This is a genomic window from Vibrio sp. zbq_1 (assembly GCF_043102935.1).
In the GTDB taxonomy this organism is placed as follows: domain Bacteria; phylum Pseudomonadota; class Gammaproteobacteria; order Enterobacterales; family Vibrionaceae; genus Vibrio; species Vibrio parahaemolyticus.
Map to the genome: position 1 here is coordinate 281,877 of NZ_JBICJH010000032.1, position 21,435 is coordinate 303,311.

At 45.5% G+C, this 21,435-nt stretch carries 17 protein-coding genes and 1 riboswitch; of the genes, 11 read left to right on the top strand and 6 right to left on the bottom strand.

What is annotated here, in order from left to right; genetic code table 11:
- Window positions 1-21: 21 nt before the first annotated feature.
- The gene (gene aspS, locus ACF8CV_RS15450; RefSeq protein WP_005483110.1) at window positions 22-1,800 is read right to left on the bottom strand and encodes an aspartate--tRNA ligase; all 1,779 of its coding nucleotides are present in this window, start codon (window positions 1,798-1,800) and stop codon (window positions 22-24) included.
- 273 nt (window positions 1,801-2,073) lie between these two features.
- Between aspS and ACF8CV_RS15455 the strand changes: the two genes are divergently transcribed.
- The 7 genes from ACF8CV_RS15455 to ACF8CV_RS15485 all read left to right on the top strand — a co-directional run bounded on the left by ACF8CV_RS15455 (window position 2,074) and on the right by ACF8CV_RS15485 (window position 8,716).
- Window positions 2,074-2,940 carry a DUF72 domain-containing protein gene (locus ACF8CV_RS15455; RefSeq protein ID WP_025522699.1) on the top strand — a complete coding sequence of 289 codons (867 nt, stop codon included), beginning with the start codon at window positions 2,074-2,076 and terminating at the stop codon, window positions 2,938-2,940.
- Between the two features lie 142 nt (window positions 2,941-3,082).
- The gene (cmoA, locus tag ACF8CV_RS15460) at window positions 3,083-3,820 is read left to right on the top strand and encodes a carboxy-S-adenosyl-L-methionine synthase CmoA (RefSeq protein WP_005457217.1); all 738 of its coding nucleotides are present in this window, start codon (window positions 3,083-3,085) and stop codon (window positions 3,818-3,820) included.
- A gap of 112 nt (window positions 3,821-3,932) precedes the next feature.
- The gene (cmoB, locus tag ACF8CV_RS15465; protein WP_138938445.1) at window positions 3,933-4,904 is read left to right on the top strand and encodes a tRNA 5-methoxyuridine(34)/uridine 5-oxyacetic acid(34) synthase CmoB; all 972 of its coding nucleotides are present in this window, start codon (window positions 3,933-3,935) and stop codon (window positions 4,902-4,904) included.
- A gap of 221 nt (window positions 4,905-5,125) precedes the next feature.
- On the top strand, window positions 5,126-5,872 hold the full coding sequence (locus ACF8CV_RS15470; RefSeq protein ID WP_005457212.1) for an ATP-dependent zinc protease: 747 nt from the start codon (window positions 5,126-5,128) through the stop codon (window positions 5,870-5,872).
- Between the two features lie 11 nt (window positions 5,873-5,883).
- A complete protein-coding gene (locus ACF8CV_RS15475; protein ID WP_047733010.1) occupies window positions 5,884-7,389 on the top strand; it encodes an inactive transglutaminase family protein in 1,506 nt (501 codons plus the stop codon).
- Between the two features lie 3 nt (window positions 7,390-7,392).
- Window positions 7,393-8,361: an alpha-L-glutamate ligase-like protein gene (locus tag ACF8CV_RS15480; protein ID WP_005457241.1), complete on the top strand. Its 969-nt coding sequence runs from the start codon at window positions 7,393-7,395 to the stop codon at window positions 8,359-8,361.
- A 202-nt stretch (window positions 8,362-8,563) separates the two neighbouring features.
- Complete coding sequence (locus tag ACF8CV_RS15485) at window positions 8,564-8,716, top strand: hypothetical protein (RefSeq protein WP_005457235.1); 153 nt, start codon at window positions 8,564-8,566, stop codon at window positions 8,714-8,716.
- A gap of 168 nt (window positions 8,717-8,884) precedes the next feature.
- Here ACF8CV_RS15485 and mukB read toward each other — a convergent pair whose 3' ends face one another.
- The 4 genes from mukB to cmoM are packed head-to-tail and all read right to left on the bottom strand — an operon-like array spanning window position 8,885 to window position 16,188.
- Window positions 8,885-13,348: a chromosome partition protein MukB gene (gene mukB / locus ACF8CV_RS15490; protein ID WP_025543151.1), complete on the bottom strand. Its 4,464-nt coding sequence runs from the start codon at window positions 13,346-13,348 to the stop codon at window positions 8,885-8,887.
- 2 nt (window positions 13,349-13,350) lie between these two features.
- Window positions 13,351-14,076 carry a chromosome partition protein MukE gene (mukE, locus tag ACF8CV_RS15495; protein WP_005483111.1) on the bottom strand — a complete coding sequence of 242 codons (726 nt, stop codon included), beginning with the start codon at window positions 14,074-14,076 and terminating at the stop codon, window positions 13,351-13,353.
- Window positions 14,057-15,394, bottom strand: coding sequence for a chromosome partition protein MukF (gene mukF / locus ACF8CV_RS15500; protein WP_005483103.1), 1,338 nt, complete (start codon window positions 15,392-15,394; stop codon window positions 14,057-14,059). The genes mukE and mukF overlap by 20 nt, the downstream gene beginning before the upstream one ends.
- Before the next feature lie 2 nt (window positions 15,395-15,396).
- Window positions 15,397-16,188 carry a tRNA uridine 5-oxyacetic acid(34) methyltransferase CmoM gene (gene cmoM, locus ACF8CV_RS15505; RefSeq protein ID WP_031851618.1) on the bottom strand — a complete coding sequence of 264 codons (792 nt, stop codon included), beginning with the start codon at window positions 16,186-16,188 and terminating at the stop codon, window positions 15,397-15,399.
- Between the two features lie 114 nt (window positions 16,189-16,302).
- Between cmoM and elyC the strand changes: the two genes are divergently transcribed.
- Window positions 16,303-17,088, top strand: a complete 786-nt coding sequence (elyC, locus tag ACF8CV_RS15510) for an envelope biogenesis factor ElyC (protein WP_005457224.1) — start codon at window positions 16,303-16,305, stop codon at window positions 17,086-17,088.
- 69 nt (window positions 17,089-17,157) lie between these two features.
- Here the strand turns inward: elyC and torR are convergent, their stop codons facing one another.
- Entirely contained in the window at window positions 17,158-17,871 is a 714-nt protein-coding gene (gene torR, locus ACF8CV_RS15515; RefSeq protein ID WP_005457237.1) for a two-component system response regulator TorR, read from the bottom strand.
- Between the two features lie 265 nt (window positions 17,872-18,136).
- On the opposite strand from torR, the gene torD reads away from it, so the two are divergent.
- The 3 genes from torD to ACF8CV_RS15530 all read left to right on the top strand — a co-directional run bounded on the left by torD (window position 18,137) and on the right by ACF8CV_RS15530 (window position 21,289).
- Window positions 18,137-18,784, top strand: a complete 648-nt coding sequence (torD, locus tag ACF8CV_RS15520; protein ID WP_208871027.1) for a molecular chaperone TorD — start codon at window positions 18,137-18,139, stop codon at window positions 18,782-18,784.
- Between the two features lie 437 nt (window positions 18,785-19,221).
- Complete coding sequence (gene purR, locus ACF8CV_RS15525; protein ID WP_005457245.1) at window positions 19,222-20,226, top strand: HTH-type transcriptional repressor PurR; 1,005 nt, start codon at window positions 19,222-19,224, stop codon at window positions 20,224-20,226.
- Between the two features lie 266 nt (window positions 20,227-20,492).
- Window positions 20,493-20,582, top strand: a riboswitch (cyclic di-GMP riboswitch).
- A gap of 116 nt (window positions 20,583-20,698) precedes the next feature.
- Complete coding sequence (locus ACF8CV_RS15530) at window positions 20,699-21,289, top strand: TfoX/Sxy family DNA transformation protein (RefSeq protein WP_005457243.1); 591 nt, start codon at window positions 20,699-20,701, stop codon at window positions 21,287-21,289.
- Window positions 21,290-21,435: the final 146 nt, after the last annotated feature.

Here is a 21,435-nt window from a genome sequence, read left to right on the forward strand (position 1 = left end):
TTTTCTTTAATTGTTGTGCGCTTATTCTGCGTCTTTTGCTTTCGCTGCAGTTACCGCAATCGCTAGTTCTTCTAGAGCCGCTGGGTTTGCAATGCTTGGAGCATCTGTTAGCAAACACGCCGCTGCTGTTGTTTTCGGGAACGCGATAACATCACGGATGTTCTCAGTACCACATAGCAGCATTACTAGACGGTCTAGACCGAATGCAAGACCAGCGTGTGGAGGCGTACCGAATTTTAGAGCGTCCAATAGGAAGCCGAATTTCAATTGTTGCTCTTCTGCATCGATACCTAGGATATCGAATACCGCAGCTTGCATTTCTGCGTTGTGGATACGTACAGAACCACCGCCCACTTCGTAGCCGTTTAGCACCATATCGTATGCGTTTGAGTTCGCTACTGCTGGGTTCGCTTTTAGCTCTTCCGCTGTCACACCTAGAGGTGATGTGAATGGGTGGTGCATCGCGTGTAGGTTGCCTTCGTCGTCTTCCTCGAACATTGGGAAGTCAACAACCCATAGAGGAGCCCAAGTGCCTTCTTTAGTAAGACCTAGGTCTTTACCTAGTTTAAGACGAAGTGCGCCTAGTGCTTCTGCAACGATGTTAGCTTTATCTGCACCAAATAGAATGATGTCGCCAGATTCCGCTTGAGTGCGATCTAGGATACCGTTGATCACGTCTTCGCTTAGGAATTTAGCTACAGGAGATTGGATACCTTCCACACCTGCTGCACGGTCGTTCACCTTCATCCATGCTAGACCTTTTGCACCGTAGATACCTACGAACTCTGCATAGCCGTCGATTTGCTTACGAGTTAACTCTGCACCGCCTGGTACACGGATAACTGCAACGCGGCCTTTTTCGTCGTTCGCTGGACCAGAGAATACTTTGAACTCAACGTCTTTTACTAGGTCTGCAACGTCTACTAGCTCTAGTGGGTTACGTAGGTCTGGCTTATCAGAACCGAAACGACGAATCGCTTCGCTAAATGGCATTACTGGGAATTCACCTAGGTCAACGTTCAGTAGCTCTTGCCACATTTCACGAACCATTTTTTCAGTTACTTCACGAACTTGATCAGCCGTCATGAATGACGTTTCGATATCGATCTGAGTAAATTCTGGTTGACGGTCTGCACGCAAGTCTTCGTCACGGAAACACTTAACGATTTGGTAGTAACGGTCAAAACCAGACATCATTAGAAGCTGTTTGAATAGCTGTGGAGACTGAGGAAGTGCGTAGAAGCTGCCTTTGTGAACACGGCTTGGTACTAGGTAGTCACGAGCACCTTCTGGTGTCGCTTTGGTTAGTACTGGTGTTTCGATGTCTAGGAAACCGTTGTCATCTAGGAAACGACGAACAAAGCTAGACGCTTTAGCACGTAGCTTGATACGGTCGCTCATTTCTGGACGACGTAGATCTAGGTAACGGTACTTCAGACGTTGTTCTTCTGAGTTCTTTTGGTTGAAGTCTAGAGGCAGAACGTCACTGCGGTTGATGATTTCAAGACCTTTCGCCAGGATCTCAACTTCACCTGTTGCCATGTCTTTGTTTACTTGGCTTTCAGGACGAACGCGAACTTCACCCGTCAATTTGATACAGAATTCATTACGAAGTGTGTTAGCCACTTCATACGCATCCGCCATATCTGGATCTACAACTACCTGAACGATGCCTTCACGATCTCGCATATCAATGAAAATAAGACCGCCTAAATCACGACGACGGTTAACCCAGCCGCAAAGTTCTACAGTTTGTCCTGCAAGGGACTTGTTCAGGTGACCACAGTAATGGGTACGCATAATGAAATTCCCAATCTCTCAAATATTGTTAACTACGCTCTGTCAGCCTCATTGCCGAGCAGAGTAAAGATTCCGTTATACGCTGAAAGTCTATGAAAATCGACTACTCAACATACAATTAAGTGTGTTTTATCATTCCCTGGTGGTTTTTAGTACAACAAATGTTCAAAAGCCCACCAAAGCGAAAAAATTGGTGGGGATTATAGCGTGAAATTACCTATTTCAGCAAAACTCTCGTAAAGTGCGTACAGGAGATACAAACAATAAAGAATGATGGATAATTTACCCCTTCGACTTGGTTTAACCATGTGGTCTCACAACCAATGGCAACAAAGCTTTTACGGTAGTGGAACTAAACCTGCTGAGCGTTTAGAAAAATACGCTCAGGTATTTCATACTGTGGAAGGAAATACCACCTTTTACGCCACGCCGACACACAACACGGTGCAAAATTGGAAAGCAGCAACGCACGACGATTTTAAGTTTACGTTTAAGCTCCCTAAGGCTATCACTCATGAACAAATGCTAAGAGGTTGCAACGAGCAACTTCGTGATTTTATGAAAATCATGGAGCCCTTGCATGAGCGCGTCGGTCAATGGACGATCCAACTCCCAGCAGCTTTTGGCCCAGAGTATCTTGAACGTTTGAAAAAGTTTTGCGCCAGTTTCCCGCCTAACTTTCCACTGGGCGTGGAAGTACGTCATATGGCCTTTTTCTCTAAAGGCGAGGAAGAGCGAGCGCTTAATCAGTGGTTGGTGGAAAACGGTATTGACCGAATAATCATGGATAGCCGCCCTGTGTTTGCGGCAAAGCCTGACAATGAAGCCATCATTGATGCTCAAATGAAGAAGCCCAAAGTTCCCGTTCATGCGATTGCAACCGCTTCACACCCGATGATTCGTTTTATTGGCCATCCGGAAGAACAACAAAATTACGACTTCTTTGTGCCTTGGCTAAGTAAATTGCCACAATGGATTGCGGAAGGTAAACAACCATATGTGATGATTCACACAGCAGATAATATTATTGCGCCTGAGCTGGCAGCGAACATTTACAAGAATCTGCAAAAGCATGTCGCCCTGCCAGATTTAGCCCCCTTCCCTGCCAATGATGGCAACTCGCAGTTACAGATGTTCTAACAATAATTTGCTCAACGCATGACAGAGGCGCGAATTTCTCATAAAATACGCGCCTTTTTTGATGCCTGACGTTTTTGAAGACTAGACTAACTAGTTTTTTGAAGACGAATCGCCCCGTCAGCTTGTATGCAGAGATTTGGTTATGAACCCTAAGAGCAATCCAGATACTATTTTTTCGGCTCCAATCGATAAAATTGGGGATTTCACGTTCGATGAACGCGTAGCGGAAGTTTTTCCTGACATGATTCAGCGATCGGTGCCGGGTTACAGCAACATTATTTCTGCAATCGGTATGTTGGCAGAACGCTTTGTGAAGCCTCACTCAAACATCTACGACTTAGGTTGTTCTTTGGGTGCCGCTACGCTGTCTATGCGTCGTCATATCAAGCAAGAAGGCTGCAAAATTATTGCAGTAGACAACTCTCCAGCGATGGTTGAGCGTTGTAAGTTACACGTCAACGCTTACCGCAGCGACACGCCAGTGACTGTGGTCGAAGCCGATATTCGTAATATCGAAATTGAAAACGCGTCTGTCGTTGTATTGAACTTCACGCTCCAGTTTTTATCCCCAGAAGACCGTTACGCGCTGCTTGAAAAAATCTACGCGGGCCTGCGTCCTGGTGGCATTTTGATTCTGTCAGAGAAGTTCGTCTTCGAAGATGAAGTGTCGAATGAGTTACTCATTGACCTTCACCACGATTTCAAACGTGCCAACGGTTACAGCGAATTGGAAATCAGCCAGAAACGTAGCGCAATCGAAAACGTAATGCGTCCGGACTCTAAAAAAGACCACAAAGAACGTTTCGCAAAAATTGGCTTCTCTAGCTACGACGTTTGGTTCCAATGCTTTAACTTCGGTTCTATGTTCGCGATTAAGTAAGGTTCGCGGTCGAACCCAGTTCAGTTTGTACTCAAGCAGGCAAGTACTGATGCTGCCTTTGGCGGCGCTTTCACTCATTTAATTACATCATCAACTCAGCGATTAACTAACTATGTTTAACTTTGCAAATTTCTACCAATTGATTGCCCAAGACACGCGTCTTCAACCTTGGCTGAATGTGTTACCACAACAGTTAACGGACTGGCAAAATGCAGAGCACGGTGACTTTGGTCGCTGGTTGAAAGCACTGAACAAAATTCCAGAAGGCTCACCAGATCAAGCTGATATCAAGAACTCTGTAACCATCAGCAACGATACGCCTTTCCATGAAGGCGAACTGAAAAAGCTAGAAAACTTACTGCGTACTTTCCACCCTTGGCGCAAAGGTCCATACACGGTGCACGGCATTCATATCGATACCGAGTGGCGTAGCGACTGGAAATGGGATCGCGTACTTCCACACATTTCTCCACTGAAAAATCGCAGCGTGCTCGATGTGGGTTGTGGCAATGGTTACCACATGTGGCGCATGTTAGGCGAAGGTGCTCGTCTTTGCGTGGGTATCGACCCGTCTCACCTGTTCCTGATCCAGTTTGAAGCAATTCGCAAACTCATGGGCGGTGACCAACGTGCGCACCTACTGCCGCTGGGTATTGAACAACTGCCTAAACTGGAAGCGTTTGATACCGTGTTCAGCATGGGTGTTCTATACCACCGTCGTTCTCCACTTGACCATTTGATTCAACTAAAAGATCAGTTGGTTTCTGGTGGTGAGTTAGTATTGGAAACTTTGGTAATCGAAGGCGATGAAAACGCAGTACTTGTGCCGACCTCACGCTACGCTCAAATGCGCAATGTGTACTTCTTCCCGTCTGCGAAAGCACTAAAAGTGTGGCTAGAACTGGTTGGTTTTGAAGATGTTCATATTGTGGATGAGAACGTGACTTCTGTTGATGAACAACGCACAACAGATTGGATGACACACAACTCTCTACCAGATTACTTAGATCCAAACGATCCAAGCAAAACAGTGGAAGGCTACCCGGCACCACGCCGCGCTGTGCTGGTAGCACGTAAGCCATAATTAACTGAGATTTCTGACATTGTCTTAACTCTTTCCTGCCATTAAGACATTACCCTCTCTTCTATTCTCATCAAGGGTGTGCTTTGCACCCTTGATTATTAGCTTTTCATCACTATTCCTCACTCAATAAGAGATAGAGAAAGATTCTTACTTGTGAGCCTTTATCGATATAAGCTAAACTCTTAAAAAACAAACAACTTAATCCAATCCCAAGGTTTTCAATGTTAATACGATTGACTCCGGTTGTTGCCATCGCCTTATTATCTGGATGCACACTTACCAAAGGCGAACAGTACCACCAAGAAACGTTAGCCGCTATTCAAGCTTCAGAAGCGAATTTCAATAATCGCATAACTAACTTAGAGCTGCAGATCAGTAACCAATCAGATTACATCGACAGCCTTGAAGACCAAGTCGATAAATTACAAGGTGATCTAAGCACCTTCCGCGAAGAGGCAATGGCAGAGGTTAAAAAACCGAAAGAGCCTATTATTGTCCAAGCTCCTGCCCCTATTGAACCAACGCCGACTCATGACATCGTTTTAGGTTCGATCGAAAAAGTGACCATCGACTCCATCAAACAAACGTTTGATGCTCGCGTCGATACAGGTGCGGCTACATCATCTTTGAATGCAGTTGATATTGAAGAATTCGAAAGAAACGGCAAAAACTGGGTTCGTTTCCATCTTGCTGATGCAACAAAATCAGAAGAAGAGAAAAATACATGGATCGAAGCGCCTGTTCTTCGTTATGTGAAAATTCGTCAAGTAACAAGCGAAGAACTGGAGCGTCGCGCTGTGGTCGAACTTTGGGTGCGAGTTGGAAAAATTCATGAAAAAGCGCAATTTACGTTGGCGGATCGCTCCCACATGAACCATCCTGTTTTACTAGGTAGAGAATTTATGCGCGACATCGCATTGGTTGATGTGAGCCGTACATACATTCAAACGGACGAAGATAAAAAATAATAAGGTAGATTATGACGTCAAAAATACCGTTTTACCTTTCAATCATCTTGTTGGTGGTTGCGGGCATTGCTTTGAGTGTTTTCAGACACCAAAATTACGGCGTGCCTTGGACGCCAGGCGAAACACGTCAAGTGTGGGATGTAGAGGCTCGTATCGAGTTCAATGCAAACGGGAATGAAGTGAAAGCTTCTCTTGCCGCTCCTCATACACAAAGTGGTTATACACTGATTGGCGAGTCTGCTTCTTCTTCTGGTTATGGCGTTTCTTACATTAACTCTGATTCAGGTCGCCGTGCCGAATGGTCGATTCGCCAAGCGAAAGGCCCTCAAACTATTTACTACAAAGCGCAGTTCTTAGTTGATCCACAAGCTAAAGTGGAACCACTGCCTCCTACTGGCGATATCACGCCACCGACGTTATCCGCTCCGCAACAAGCGGCAGCAAGCGCCCTCATCGATCAAGCCATGAGCCGTTCTGCGGACAACGTGACGTTTGCACGCGAGTTAATCAAAGCGCTTAACGATCCAGACAGCCAAAACTCCGCTCTATTATTGAACGATTTTGACCGCACCGATGCATTGCACAAGATTCTTCTGTCAGCAGGCGTTCAAAGTAAAATTGTTGGCGTTATCGAGCTTGAAGATGGCCGTCGTCGTCAAACCATCCAACCGATGGTGCAAGTTTGGTCTGGAAAAGATTGGGTACTGTTCTCGCCAAATTCAGAGCAAAAAGCCGTAAAACCTAACCTTCTTGTTTGGGATGAATCGAACGTTTCGTTACTTGACCTTGTGGGAGGTAAGAACAGCCAAGTTCATTTCTCCATGATCAAACAAGAAGTGACGCCTCAACAAGCGACAAACAACAAGGTTGAGGCCGATGGCCTGCTTAACTTATCAATCCACAGCTTGCCTCTAGAAGAGCAAGCGATGTTCAAGACCATCATGCTGATCCCAATTGGCGCATTGATCGTTGTGTTCCTGCGCGTGATTATTGGTCTTAAAACCTCTGGTACGTTCATGCCAGTATTGATTGCGGTTGCGTTCGTTCAAACGCAGCTTGTGACTGGTATTGTTGGCTTCCTATTAATTGTTGGTACAGGCTTGATCATCCGAAGCTACTTATCGCGGCTCAACTTACTTCTGGTAGCAAGGATATCCGCGGTTATTATCACAGTTATTATGATCATATCGGTGTTCACCGTTGTAGCATTCAAGATTGGTTTGACGGAAGGTCTAACAATCACCTTCTTCCCAATGATCATCTTGTCATGGACTATCGAACGTATGTCGATTCTGTGGGAGGAAGAAGGCGCGAAAGAAGTAGCAATGCAAGGTGGTGGTTCACTACTGACTGCGGTACTGGTTTACTTGGCGATGACCAACTCGTATATCCAGCACTTAACGTTTAACTTTATCGGCCTACAGCTAATTGTTTTGGCGGGTATTCTATTACTAGGTACTTACACTGGTTACCGTCTAACAGAACTACGTCGTTTCAAACCGCTAGCGGAGGATTAAACGATGTTTGAACGTTACACTACGCCATCAAAACTTCGCCACAAAGGCATTATGGGCATGAACAAGCGTAACCATAGCTACATTGGTCGCTATAACGATCGCTCTAAATACCCATTGGTGGATGACAAGCTAAAAACCAAGATCATCGCTCAAGCTGCAGGGGCAACCGTCCCTGCCCTTATCGGCGTGATCCACAACCAAGCAGAAGTAAAAACCATCCACAACATGGTGAAAGACTGGCCGGGTTTTGTGATTAAGCCAGCTCAAGGCAGCGGTGGTAAAGGTATTCTGGTGGTGACATCGCATAAAGACGGTGTGTACACCAAACCTTCTGGTGCGACAATCAACAAAGAAGAAGTGGAACGCCACATCAGTAACGCACTGGCGGGGCTGTTCTCGCTCGGCGGTAAGAACGATGTTGCGGTGGTTGAGAACTTGATTAAGTTTGATGACTGCTTCGATGGTTTCAGCTACGAAGGTGTGCCAGACGTACGCATCATCGTATTTAAAGGCTACCCTGTCATGGCGATGATGCGCTGCTCAACATCAGCGTCTGATGGTAAAGCTAACCTTCACCAAGGTGCGGTCGGTGTCGGCATTGATATCGCAACAGGCAAAGCCATTCGTGCGGTGCAATTCGACCAACCAGTAACGCACCACCCAGATACGGGTAAAGATTTATCGACTCTGCAAGTGCCTCATTGGGAGCGTTTGCTAGAACTTGCGTCAAGTGCTTGGGAAATGACGGGGCTGGGTTACATGGGTACCGACATGGTTCTCGACAAAGAAGAAGGTCCGATGGTACTTGAGCTGAATGCTCGTCCTGGTTTAGCTATTCAAATCGCGAACGGAGCAGGATTGCTTCCTCGCTTGAAGCATATTGAAAGCCTCGGCACCCCAGCGGAGTACCCTAAGCCTATAGAGCGCGTAGCCTACGCGGTTGAGCAGTTTGGTGTAAAACCAAAGTTCTAAATCTTACAAGCTAGCAATCAGCACATGGTTGCTAGCTTTTTTCTTTCTGCCATCGTTTTCACTCCCCTTCCTATCTCATTTCGCCGGTTTCATCATTTGAATCAATGATCGAGCTAACAGAATCAACATAGATCGTTTCTTTTCCACTGAGCCCATTGAGTATGATGTTTACTCCCCTTACTCAACTTAAAGAGGTTGGGCGATGCTAACAAAAGAAACAAATAATAATGAACCACAGCTTGTAGACCAGGAAACTTTTGACCAACACTTACAGCGTTTGTCTGAGCTTTCGGTTCAAGCACTTGAAGAGCTTGCTGAAATTATCGAAGCTGGAACCGATATTTCAGAGGAATAGCGCTTAGATTATTTCCAATACTCCCTGCTATTGGTCTAAGTGCTCACGAAAAAGCCGAGACTGTCGTCCTACAGCCTCGGCTTATTTTATGCCCGTTACCTGCATCTCTCTGTTAATCAGATACAAAAACGCCCGCTTTAATTGCGGGCGTTTTTTATGCTTCCAAGCTTATGATTCAAACTCTTCAATCATTTCTTGAACTTCACTCTTCGGTTTATCTGTTTGACCAAAGCCACGCAGACCAACAACGTGTACGTGTTCGTGATCTTTAAACACCTTACGTACCAGCTTGTAGGTTGTACCTTTCTCTGGGCTAATGTTTTCTGGCGCAGCAATCAACAGCTGCATATCCAGACGGTCACACAGTTCGAATAGCGTTGAAATCGACTTCGCATCCAGACGTGCCGCCTCATCGAGGAACAACAAACGACATGGGATGATGTCTTTACTGCGTAGACGACGGGATTCTTCTTCCCAGCTCTGAACAACCATCAATAGGATAGACTGACCAGTACCAATTGCCTCACCCGTTGATAGCGCCCCAGATTCCGCTTGCAGCCAACCATCAGAACCACGGTTAACTTCCACACTTAGCTCTAGATAGTTACGATAATCCAGTAGCTCTTCACCCAGAACCTGAGGAGAGCGTTGACCCATATCGATGTGAGGGTTCACGCGTTGGAACAGTTTTGCCATCGCTTCTGAGAAAGTGAAACGTGGAGATTCAAACAAATCTTTATGCTGTTCTTGCTGCGAAGACAGACCATGTAATAGCACTTCATGGCTTTCACGGATCTTCACGTTTAGACGCACACCTTTCACCTGACCGAACGAGATGTTCGACAAGCCTTGGTTTAGCATGCGAATACGGTTTTGCTCACGCTGAATCGTCTTCTTGATGATGCTTGCCACAGACTCAGAGCTGATTGCCAGACGGTTTTCGCGTTGAGTTAGCTCTTCAGTCAGACGCGCTAGCTCTACTTCCATTTCTTCGATAGCTTCTACTGGGTCATCTGTGCGGATGATGTCCTGACGAATACGCTCACGAAGGTGCTGGTAAACCGCAATGTAAAACAGAACTTTACGCTCTGGACGTGCATTATCTTCAGACAAACGTAACGCATCACGTAGGTCATCATTGTTTGCAACAGCAAGACGCAGCGCACCCAACGATTTATCCGACATTGAACGCAGTTCATCGGCAGACATGTACGCCAACTCGCGCTTGTGAAGACGACGTTCAACGTCGTTTTCACGTGCCAAGCGAAGTACTGAACACCAGCCCGCTTTCGCAGCAACCACGAAGGTACGCAGCTCTGCGTATTCCTTCTGAACTTTCTTCAGACGTTTCGCCAGACCTTTCATCTCTAGCTCAGTAGAGGTGATGGTACGCTCGTATTCACTCTTACGACTACGAGATGTGTGCAGACGCTCGTGCAGCTCATCACGGCGACGGATCGCACGCTCTTCTGCGCCTTCATCGGCGTTAACACCAAACTCTTGCAGTTCTTGTTTGAACTCTTGAACGGTTTCCAATTTCGCTTGGTGCGAGCTTTTCAATGATGCCAATACTTGGTTGTATTGGTTCATTTGACCTTGCGCTTGCTTCAACTCTTCACGAGAGCGTGTACGCATTTGTTCAGCCTGAACCAGCTTCGCTTTTAACTGCTCACTAAGTTCACTGCTTTGGTTAAGCAAATCTACAGAGTCTGAATACGCAAAGTAGTGACGACGTTCAACGAGATCAGACAAGGCAAAGATCTGCTTCTTCAATTCTTGAAGTTGCTCGTCCGCGGCTTTGTATTCTGCTTCTAGCGCATCGAACTGTTCAGGGTCTGCATCAAGTGCAGAAGCAATTTTTTCAAGCTCAGCCACGGCTTTCGCGTGGTTGTTCAAGAACGCTTTCGCTTCTGACAGTTGCGCAATTTTCTCTTCCAGCTCGTCGAAACGCGCTTGCAGCGTATCATCTTCAATCAGAGCCATGTTTGGCGCGAGCTTGTCTAACGAAGACAGAGCTTGCTTGCTAGTTTGAAGCTGAGAACGATGTTGTTGTTCTTTCGCTTCCAAATCAGCCAATACACGGGCAATTTGACCACGTTTTTCGCGAACATTTGCCAATGCTTGTTCTGGGTCAGCTTCAAACGCGACTTGAATGTGGTTAGCCACAAACTGGTTGAATGCTTGGTATAGACGCTGCATCTTTTGTGAATCGAAAGCCGCTTTTGCGTGCTTCTCAACCACTTCCTCACGTTCATTACGCAGTAGCTCTAAACGCTGTTCACGCGCCGCGCGTCCAAACAATGGAATTTCAGGGAAACGAGAGTAACGCATTTGGCGGTCGTTCATACGAACGCATACCGCACCTTCAAGTTCTTCTGCGTCAAACGAGCTGTCATCAAAGGCATCTATGTCACCTTCAATGATGTACAAATCTTCCGGACAATCGTCTAGCTCTACCAGTTTCTCTTCGATACCCGACAGGTCAGAAACCACAATCGCGTGACGTGCAGGACCATACATCGCACTGAAGTAAGGTGCGTCGTCGATTGTAATGTCGTCGTAAATCTCGGATAGAAGCACACCGCCTAGTGTATCTGCCAAGCCTTTCAGACGAGGATCGTTTGAACCACCAGGTGATGCCAATCGTTCGATTTCGCTTTCTAGTTGCGAGCGACGCTCTGCCAGTTTGTCTTTCGCTAGAGACAGTTCTTTCTCTTGCTCCAGAACAACCTGCATGTGGCTCATCACAGCATGGCGATCTTCTAACTCTACACCGCTTTGCTCACGCAATTTTTCCAACGCATCGTTAGCGGCAATCCAAGTTGGTGCAATGGCTTCTAGCTTGTTGATTTCTGCCGCAGCATCTTGTTCTAGACGACGCTGTTCACTGCGTTGTTCACGCAGCTCTTCTTGCGTCATTTCTAGCGTTTCGATTTGCATCGCGTGACGTTCACGTTCTTGTTCAAACGTGATTTCGTCCGTCAGTTCAGCATGGAACTGTTTTTGATATTCCGTGACCAATTCACGAGCTTGACGCTGTTGGTTTAAGCTACGTTCGAGGTCGCGATGTTGAGCACGCCATTGTTGTTCGTTTTGTGCGATTTGCTGAGATTCACGCGCTTTCGTAATGACGATTTTCGCTTGTTCAGCCGCATCTTTACGTTCGACTTGCCCAACGATACTTTGTACAAGCTTCAGCGCAGTTTCAAATTGCTCTGCTGCTGCAGAAGACATATCCAACTTGTGCTTAACCGATAGCAGCGCGTTAGTGCTTTCTGATTCTTTGTTCTTAAGCTCAGAAACAAGTGCTTGCGCGGACTCTGCCGTCAGGCAGTCATCACCAAGTAGTTGTTTCGCTTTCTCAAGTGCCTGAACCGCTTGTTGGTATTGAAGAGCACGAGTTTGCTGAACGTCTAGTGCTTGTTGGTAGTCAGCCAGTTGCGTCTTGAGGCTGTCCACCTCTTCTTCTGCAACGGTTGCTTGCTCTTCCACCATCATCACGCGTTCTTGCGCTTCTTCAACGACCATCATCTGCTCTTCAAGACGCTCGCTAAGCTCTTCAAGATCTTCTTGGTAACGTTCGATTTTCTCTTGCTGACGCAGTGCGTTTTGCACCAATTGCAAGTGGTCAGAAGCCGCTTGATAGTCTTGCTCTAGTGCCGATTCCGATTCGATTAGAAGCTCAAGTTCTTCTTGAACGCGATTAAGCAGATTGTTTTGCTCAATCAACGTCTCGCGTGAGCCAAAGAGCTCAGAGCGCAAAGATAGAGTTTGTTCAAGCTTGTTGCGACGATCGTTAGCATGGCGCATGTAGTCAGCAGCCACGTAGTTTGTCGACTCGGTGATCAAGTGTTTGAACAAGTCACGGTCAGCCTGAGTGGTTTTGATCGCTTCTAGCGTCATGCGGTTTTCACGCAACGCCGATTCCATGTCTTGGAATGCTTTCTTCACACCACCGTTTTGTGGCAGAAGGTAGTCGCGCAGTGAGCGTGTAATCGCACTTGAGATCCCACCGTAAAGCGAGGCTTCGATCAAACGGTAGAATTTAGAGCGGTCACTTGAGTTGCGCAGTTTCTTAGGAATCACACCGAATTCGAACATTTGCGCGTGGTAATCCACGATTGAAGAGAAGGCTTTGAATTGAACGCCTTCAAATTCCGCAATCGCATCTTTGACTTCATTGATTTGACGTACGCGCGCTTGAGTCGCCGATACGCTTTCAACCAGAATATCCGTTGGTTTCACATGGCTTGGAAGACCTTGGATAACAAACGGTTTGATGTCTACTTTTTTGTCACGACCCGCGACTTGCTGCAGTTTTACTGCAAACAATAGACGTTGGTTACGTGAGTTTACTACGTCTAACGCTGCGTAACACGCACCCGGCTGTAGTTTACCATATAGACCTTTATCGCGAGACGATTGGCTGCTGCCCGCTTCGGTTGTGTTACGGAAGTGCAGTAGCGTTTGGTCAGGAATCAACGCTGTGATGAACGCTGCCATCGTGGTTGATTTACCGGCACCGTTACCGCCCGACAGCGTCGTAACCAGACCATCGATGTCAAACGTACGGGCAAAGAAGCCGTTCCAGTTGACCATGGTCAGCGATTGATATTTACCGCGTTCAATCATGCTCATGCTTCACCCTCTTCTGTCATTTCTTCTTGGGCTTGTTCTTCTTGGTCTTCTTCAGACAGCAAGCTGCCTTGGCTCGGCTCTTTAGTGTGGACTACGGCTTCACCATCACGGATAAGACGCAGCTGCGCTTCACGGATGTCATCGCCCACACGAACATCAGCACCAAAACGGAATACCGCTTCGCTAATGCTGAATTTACCGGTTTCACCGATGTTGATGATCATCCCTAAACGACGTAGGCGACGAAGTGACGTACGTACTTTTTCAAACAGTTTTTCTTTGTCTAGATCCGAACCCGTTGCACGGTTCGTCACGAGTTTCATCAGCTTTTTCTCGTCTGCTAATGCAAGCAACTCGTCGTAAAGCTCTTGATTGGTGAAAATGCCTTCGTGCGCTAAGCGCTCTGGGCTTAGGTATAGGAAACACAGTACCTTACCCACCAGCATATCCAACTCAGATAAAACACTGCGGCCAATCAATGATGTTGAACGTGGACGTAGGTAGAAAAAGCCTTCTGGCGCTTTTACCAACTCGGTGTTGTAGCGCTGGTAGAAAGAAGAAAGCTCAAGCTCGAAATCAGACAACAACGCGTGATTGTCGAGATCTTCAGTTGAAATATGACGCCCTGCTCGTAGCATGCTGTCTAGCGCTGGGAACAGAGGGTTAGAAATTGCTTTTGCCAGATTATCTGACATGTATTCATTAGTATCGGTCGATGACATTCGCTTGTACCTTTGCCCCAAATTCGTTGATTGCTTTCCAGTCAGGCTGAATCGCTTGATAATCCGATTCCGAATAACCAAGACGTACGGCTTGATCAACGATAATTCGAGCTAAATCAAAGTGATGAGTGTATGGATGTTGTGCAAGGTAATCTCGCAGCACCACACTCAAATCGATTGGCGTGCCTTGCTCTTTATGCGCTTTTAGCATGTCACCAATGCGTTCTGATAGCTCATCATTGACTTGTTGAAATTCTTCGTATTCCACTTCCATCGGAACTTGGCCGGTTACCTCGTCATCACGCAGTACCAAAGCTTCATCACGAAGGTCGGAAAGCCTTTCTGCATCTGCAAAAGTCAGATACCAAGGCATATCAAAATAGTCTTTTATCGATTGACGCAGACGCGAGCTAAATGCACGGTTCTTATCCATATCGATAGCGGTACGGATGAACTTGTGCACGTGTCGGTCGTAGCCAATCCAGAGGTCAATCGCTTGCTGGCCCCAGCTTGTGATTCGGTCTAGCTTCATTTGCAGACCAAACAAGGCTTCTTCAATAAACTCAAGCTCAGGATCACCGTAAACAATCTCTTGGATGTCTAGGATTTGAGTTTGCAGTTCATCACTTGCAGCTTGCAGCGTATCTTGAAGTTCACGCAACGTACTTGATGTTTCTGACAGAAGTGCTTCACAGTTGTTGATTGCTTCACGCCAGTCTTTGTTTAGCAGGTCGGCAATTTGTTGTTTCACAGATTGCTGCTGCTCATCCATGACACGTTGGTTAAGGTCGATTTGATCGAAGATTTCGCCTACAGAATATTTTAAAACTCCGTACACGTTTTTCTTCCAGTGGCCCGGTGTGCCACCTTTTTGTGCCGCTTCAATCGCTTTCGCCATTTCATCCGCTACCATCGATAGCTGGATAGACAGACGCAGTCTTGAGAACTCGCGATGACGCACGTAGTAATCGGTAATTCCTATCGCTAAAGGCGACAAGCGGTAAATGCTCGCTCCGTCAGTAATTTCACTGACAAAACGGCTAATAAGACGCTGCTTGACCATCTCGTTGATGGCGTTGTTCGCACGAAAAGCGGAGGCTTCGCCAGTCTCATCAAATAGTCGAGTGACGATGGCAAACGCATCGTGCAGTTCACCTTCACCCAGTTCTTCGTCGAACCTTTCATTGCTCAGTACGGCGATGGCAATCAAAAATGCCAATCGCTCTGTGGTCAGGTTCAACGAGAAATCGTGCTGCTTAACCCAGCCAACCAACTCATCGATTGGTTGCTCTGCAGCATTGAGAGTCATCTCACTCATTGTTATTCCTGTTTATCGTTCTTTTTGGCCCACACGTGAATATAGCGGCCTAATGAGAGGTATGGCTCTTGTCGACATAGTTGTTTTTCTAGCGCCAACACATCTTCAAACTCGTAATCGCCCATGTATTGCATATTACCTATGTAATCACTAAAGGAACGAATACCAGATTTGCCACAAATGCTAAAACCAGCCTCTTCTATCCAGTGATAGACATCTTCCGGTTTCAAGCCTTTTTGCGGCTGTAGTTTAAATCTTTTTCGGTGGGGCATGCCGTCTAAAATATGAGGAATGTTGCCACAAACCACGTTTTTGTAGACTAAACCATGGTGGTTATAGAACATCACTGATGCGATGCCCCCCGGCTTTACTTGTTCCAATACTGTCTCTAGCGCCGTTTTAGGATCAACGAGCCACTCCATGACAGCGTGGAACATAACGAAATCCACCTGTTCTTCCATGTGCTCCGCAATGGACTGAACAGGCGAATGAATCAGGCGATACTGCTCAAGCAAACCGTTTTTTTCAATATCCTGTTTGGCTAGTTGCAGCATTTCCGAAGATAGATCACATAACGCAACACGATGTCCGAGCTTAGCAAGCTTTTGCGACATTTGTGCTAAACCACCACCTGCATCAAGTACTTCTAGGGGTTGCTGGCTCGCATCCAATTCACTTAGAATCTGTAGAAAATCTTCCCACACAATGATTTGGCGGATCTCCCCTTTATCGGAGCCGTAAATATTTTTTGCAAATTTGTGGGCGATATCGTCGAAATTGCGGTCTTCTGTCACTTCTGCTGAGTTATCATATCGGATTGTGCCGCTATTCTGGCACAAGGAAAGCAGGAATAAAGAGGGTCACCCTCATTTTTATTATCAATTGATGTTTTTTCGGACTATTTATGTATGTTTGAGCTGAAAAAAGTAATGTCAGCCTTGCTTATGCCGCTTCCGGCATTGCTACTGATAGGCTTGTTAGGTCTTGCTCTCATTAGTTTTACCACAAAACGTAAAACTGGCTGCTTCGTTGTTCTGTTCTCTTTTGTTGGCCTTTTTCTAGTTGCCTTCCAACCTGTTTCAACCAAGCTTCTCATGCCACTTGAGCGCGAGCATAAGGCCTTTTTACCTGTGTCAGGTACCATTGACTACGTTATGGTGCTGGGTAATGGCCACGTGGTCGATGACGAAATTCCACCAACATCGCAATTAAGCCGCGCGGCGTTGATGCGATTAACGGAAGGCATTCGTATTTTGCGTATGTACCCAGGCGCAAAGCTAATTTTATCTGGTTATGATGGTGGCTCTGAGATCAGCCATGCTCGTATGATGGCAAACGTTGCTTTGGCATTAGGTGTTGCAAAATCCGACATTATTTTGTTAGAAGACGCAAAAGACACGTGGGAAGAAGCAAGACAAGCCGCCGCTTTTGTTCAACAAAAAGAGATTGTGCTGGTCACGTCAGCGAGCCACATGAGCCGTGCGCTGTACGAGTTTAACGCAGCTGGAATTAAACCCATCCCTGCTCCAACGAATTTCTTAGCGATAGACGAAGTTAGCCAACCGTGGGACAAGTATTCACCTAAAGCTCGTTACCTTGAGCAAACTGAACTGTTTTGGCATGAATACCTTGGTAGCGTTTGGCAAAGACTGCGTGACACCGTAGGGCAAACGCCGATGGTGGAAGCGGAATAAACCCGATTTATAAACACAAAAAAGGAGAGCATTGGCTCTCCTTTTTCTTTACTGCTTGTCTGATGGTGATTAATCACCTGCGAACATGTAGCCTTCACCGTGAACGGTCACAAAAATTTGTGGGTTCTTAGGATCAAACTCCATCTTAGCGCGCATGCGTCGGATAAGAACATCAATCGTACGATCATTTGGAGCATCAACTCGATGACTGATCATATTCAAAATACGTTCACGACTCAGCACTTGATTCGGGTAAGACGATAACGCCACCAAAAGCTCATATTCTGCTTTGGTTAGTTTTACTGGTTCACCATTACGGCTAAGTGCTCGACGCTGAATATCGAATGTCCACTCACCAAAGCGAACAATGTGTTCATCGTTTGTTTCGCTTGCCGCTTTACTTGCTCCACTTCGCGCCGCAGAAATGCGCCACAGTAGATTTTTAACTCGAACTAGTAATTCCCTTAGTTCAAAAGGCTTTGTCACATAATCGTCTGCGCCCATCTCTAGGCCTACGATTTTGTCGATGCTATCCGTGCGTCCTGTTACCAATATGATGCCGATGTCTGATTGACTGCGTAGCTCACGCGTAAGCATTAGGCCGTCTTCGCCCGGCAAGTTAATATCCAACATAATAAGGTCTACATCACCGCCTTGCAGAACTTCGCGCATCTCCGCGCCACTTTCTGCTTCGCTAACTTTGTAACCTTCATTTTGGAAATATCCCGCAAGCTTACTACGAGTTACAACATCATCTTCTACGACTAATACGTGATAGCTCATTTACACCACTTTCTGTCTTCTTATTATCCAAGACGTATTCTATTCATAACTAGTAATATTTCTAGTCATAGATACATTAAAAAGCAAGATTTAGCGTTTTTATTGATTCAAAACAAGCTTGCCCATCACCGTTAACAAGTGCACACAATTCAACATAATCAACAATAATTATAGTTACTGCTATTCATCTTATTTGATTACACTTAGGGGATATCCCTAATTGACTTTATGATGCAATACTCGAAGCATCCTTCAGGAGCCAAAAATGCAAGAAGTGAAAGCTTTTAATGAAAAGCGTGCTGAAATTTACTGGTGGTTTTCGAGCTTATTCGCTAAAGAACTCAGCGAAAAAGAACTAGAAACCTACCACAGTGTTGAAATTCGCAGTTTTTTAGCGGGCTTAGGTGAGAACGAATCACTCAAGCCAGCCGTTGATAGCCTAGTTGATGCCCTAAACAGACTCCAAGACCGCAATGATGCTCAACTAGAACTTGCAGCAGATTTTTGCGAGCTGTTCTTAAAAACAGATAAGTATGGGGCACTACCGTACGCTTCTATGTACATTGGTGAATCAGGTTTGCTTAATGACAAACCTGCAGAAGAGATGGAAAAACTGATGGCAGATTTTGGGGTTCAGGTAGACGAAAACCTCAAAGAACCAGCAGACCATCTCGCTGTCGAATTGGACTTTTTGGGCAACATGATCATTCGCTCAAATGAGTTAGAGCAAGAAAAACATATGGAAGAGGCTTTCGTTAAACAAAACGATTTCATCCAAAATCAACTCATGTCTTGGTTGCCAAAATTTGCTGAAAAATGTAAGCAATTTGATGATTTTGGCTTCTACTTAAGCGTTGCGCAACTATTAATTGCATTTTGTAAACTGGACAGCGCTTACCTTCTTGGTGAATAATCACCGCCTATTTTTAGGGAGCCTGCCTGTCGGGCTCCCTATTTTATTCGCTTGCTTTTAATCTGGCTCAAAGACGTTCGTTCATTTAGCAGTCAAAATGTGACTTCAAATACACAAAACTCTTGCTGAAAATATTGCCAGCCAGCCCACATAGGGCTAAAATGTGAACGCAAACGATTAAATATGATTTATATGTAAACCGCTGAAATATAGCGGTTTTTGTTTTTTATTAATAGGTTGATAACCACTTCCTCATATTTAGTAGGAAGCCGAGTACCTTCAACCAAGTTGCTACAAATCTTTTTATACCGATTTCGGTACAACCGCTGCCTACTAGAATAGACACTACTGTTGTTGTGGTGTTTAGTTTGCGCAAAAAACTAAGCGTATGGTTGTATTCACTACGGTATTAAGTAGCTCGATACAGGACATCATTTATGGCCACTATAAAAGACGTTGCTCGCTTAGCCGGCGTTTCTACCACGACAGTTTCGCACGTTATTAATAAGACACGTTTTGTTGCAGAAGCAACCCAAGAAAAAGTAATGAAAGCGGTTGATGAGCTTAACTACGCACCAAGCGCAGTTGCTCGTAGTTTAAAATGCAACTCAACTCGTACTATTGGTATGTTGGTAACACAATCAACTAACCTGTTCTTCTCTGAAGTGATCGACGGTGTAGAAAGCTACTGCTACCGTCAAGGTTACACGTTGATCTTGTGTAATACTGGCGGCATCTACGAGAAACAGCGCGACTACATCCGCATGCTTGCTGAGAAACGTGTAGATGGCATTTTGGTGATGTGTTCAGATCTAACCGAAGAACTAAAAGAGATGTTAGATCGTCACTCAGATATCCCGAAAGTTGTGATGGATTGGGGCCCAGAGAGTTCTCGTGCGGACAAGATCATCGATAACTCTGAAGAAGGTGGCTACCTAGCAACTAAATATCTTATCGATAACGGCCACACTGACATCGCCTGCCTTAGTGGTCACTTTGAGAAACTTGCTTGCCAAGAGCGTATCGCTGGTTTTCGTCGTGCCATGGCTGAAGCAAAACTGCCAATCAATGAAGATTGGATTCTTGAAGGTAACTTTGAATGTGATACTGCGGTACTGGTTGCAGACAAGATCACCGCGATGGAAAAACGCCCTACTGCAGTATTCTGTTTTAACGACACCATGGCACTTGGCTTAATGAGCCGTCTGCAACAAAACGGCATCAAGGTTCCAGATGACGTTTCTGTTATCGGTTACGACAACATTGAACTTGCAGAGTACTTCTCACCACCGCTAACAACGATTCACCAACCTAAACGTCGTGTGGGTAAAAATGCGTTTGAGATCCTACTTGAACGCATTAAAGATAAAGAACACGAAAAACGTGTGTTCGAGATGCAACCAGAGATTGTTATCCGCAATACCGTTAAGAAACTTAATTAAATGAACACAAGCGCCCTTAGGGGCGCTTTTTTTTATTAAAAAAATAACACTTCCCGCACACTTTGCCTCATTCTTAAAAACAATAACTTCCATAAGTTACTGTTTTCTTTACATGTGAATTATTAATTCCCGCTTCTTTTCAAACATTAAATACAATTCTCAATTATGAGTACCCATGCACAAAATGGCATTATTTATTGAATCAAGATCACGTTTTAAAATCTAAAGTGTGATGTTAATTCAATATACGAAGTATCCTCATCTGGTCACGCACAGGGCAAACCATCCGAAAGGGTGGGACGCAAAGCCTCCGGCCTGAACCATAGTAGTATATGGAAGGTAGCGGGGTTACCGATGGCAAGTGTGCAACCAATGTCTTTACCCTTTAATGACATTGCCTTTGCGCACGTTTGCTACTCTCTCGGACCTGACTTTTGGTGGCGTAATATTAATTACACCGAGATAACAAAACATGGATAAACCGATACTCAAAGACTCTATGAAGCTATTTGAGGCACTTGGTACTATCAAGTCGCGCTCAATGTTTGGTGGCTTCGGACTTTTCGCTGATGAAACGATGTTTGCACTAGTGGTAAACAACCAGCTTCATATACGAGCAGACCAACAAACTTCATCTGACTTCGAGACACAGGGTCTAAAGCCTTACGTTTATAAAAAACGTGGCTTCCCAGTCGTTACTAAGTACTACGCTATTTCCAGCGAACTATGGGAATCTAGCGATCGCTTAATTGAAGTAGCGAAAAAATCCTTAGAAAACGCCAAACTTGAGAAAGAACAACAAGCGAGCACTAAGCCTAATCGCTTGAAAGATCTGCCGAACCTGAGATTGGCTACAGAAAGAATGCTTAAGAAAGCGGGTATTGATTCTGTTGCTCAACTTGAAGAAGAAGGCGCACTAAGTGCTTATAAAGCGATCAGAGACACGCACTCCACCACAGTTAGCCTTGAGCTACTTTGGGCCTTAGAAGGTGCTATTAACGGCACACACTGGAGTGTAGTCCCCCAGTCTCGTCGTGAAGAATTAATGAATGGCCTTTCGTAACAGAAGTCTGCTCTAATCTATCGACTAAAACCGCAGTGCGAACTGCGGTTTTTTTATGAAATTTTTTTAGCTCCCCTCGTGTCTACTCCTTTGTAAATCCCAAAACACCCGTATCTTCAGCGCCACGACTTAGTTTCGATAACGAG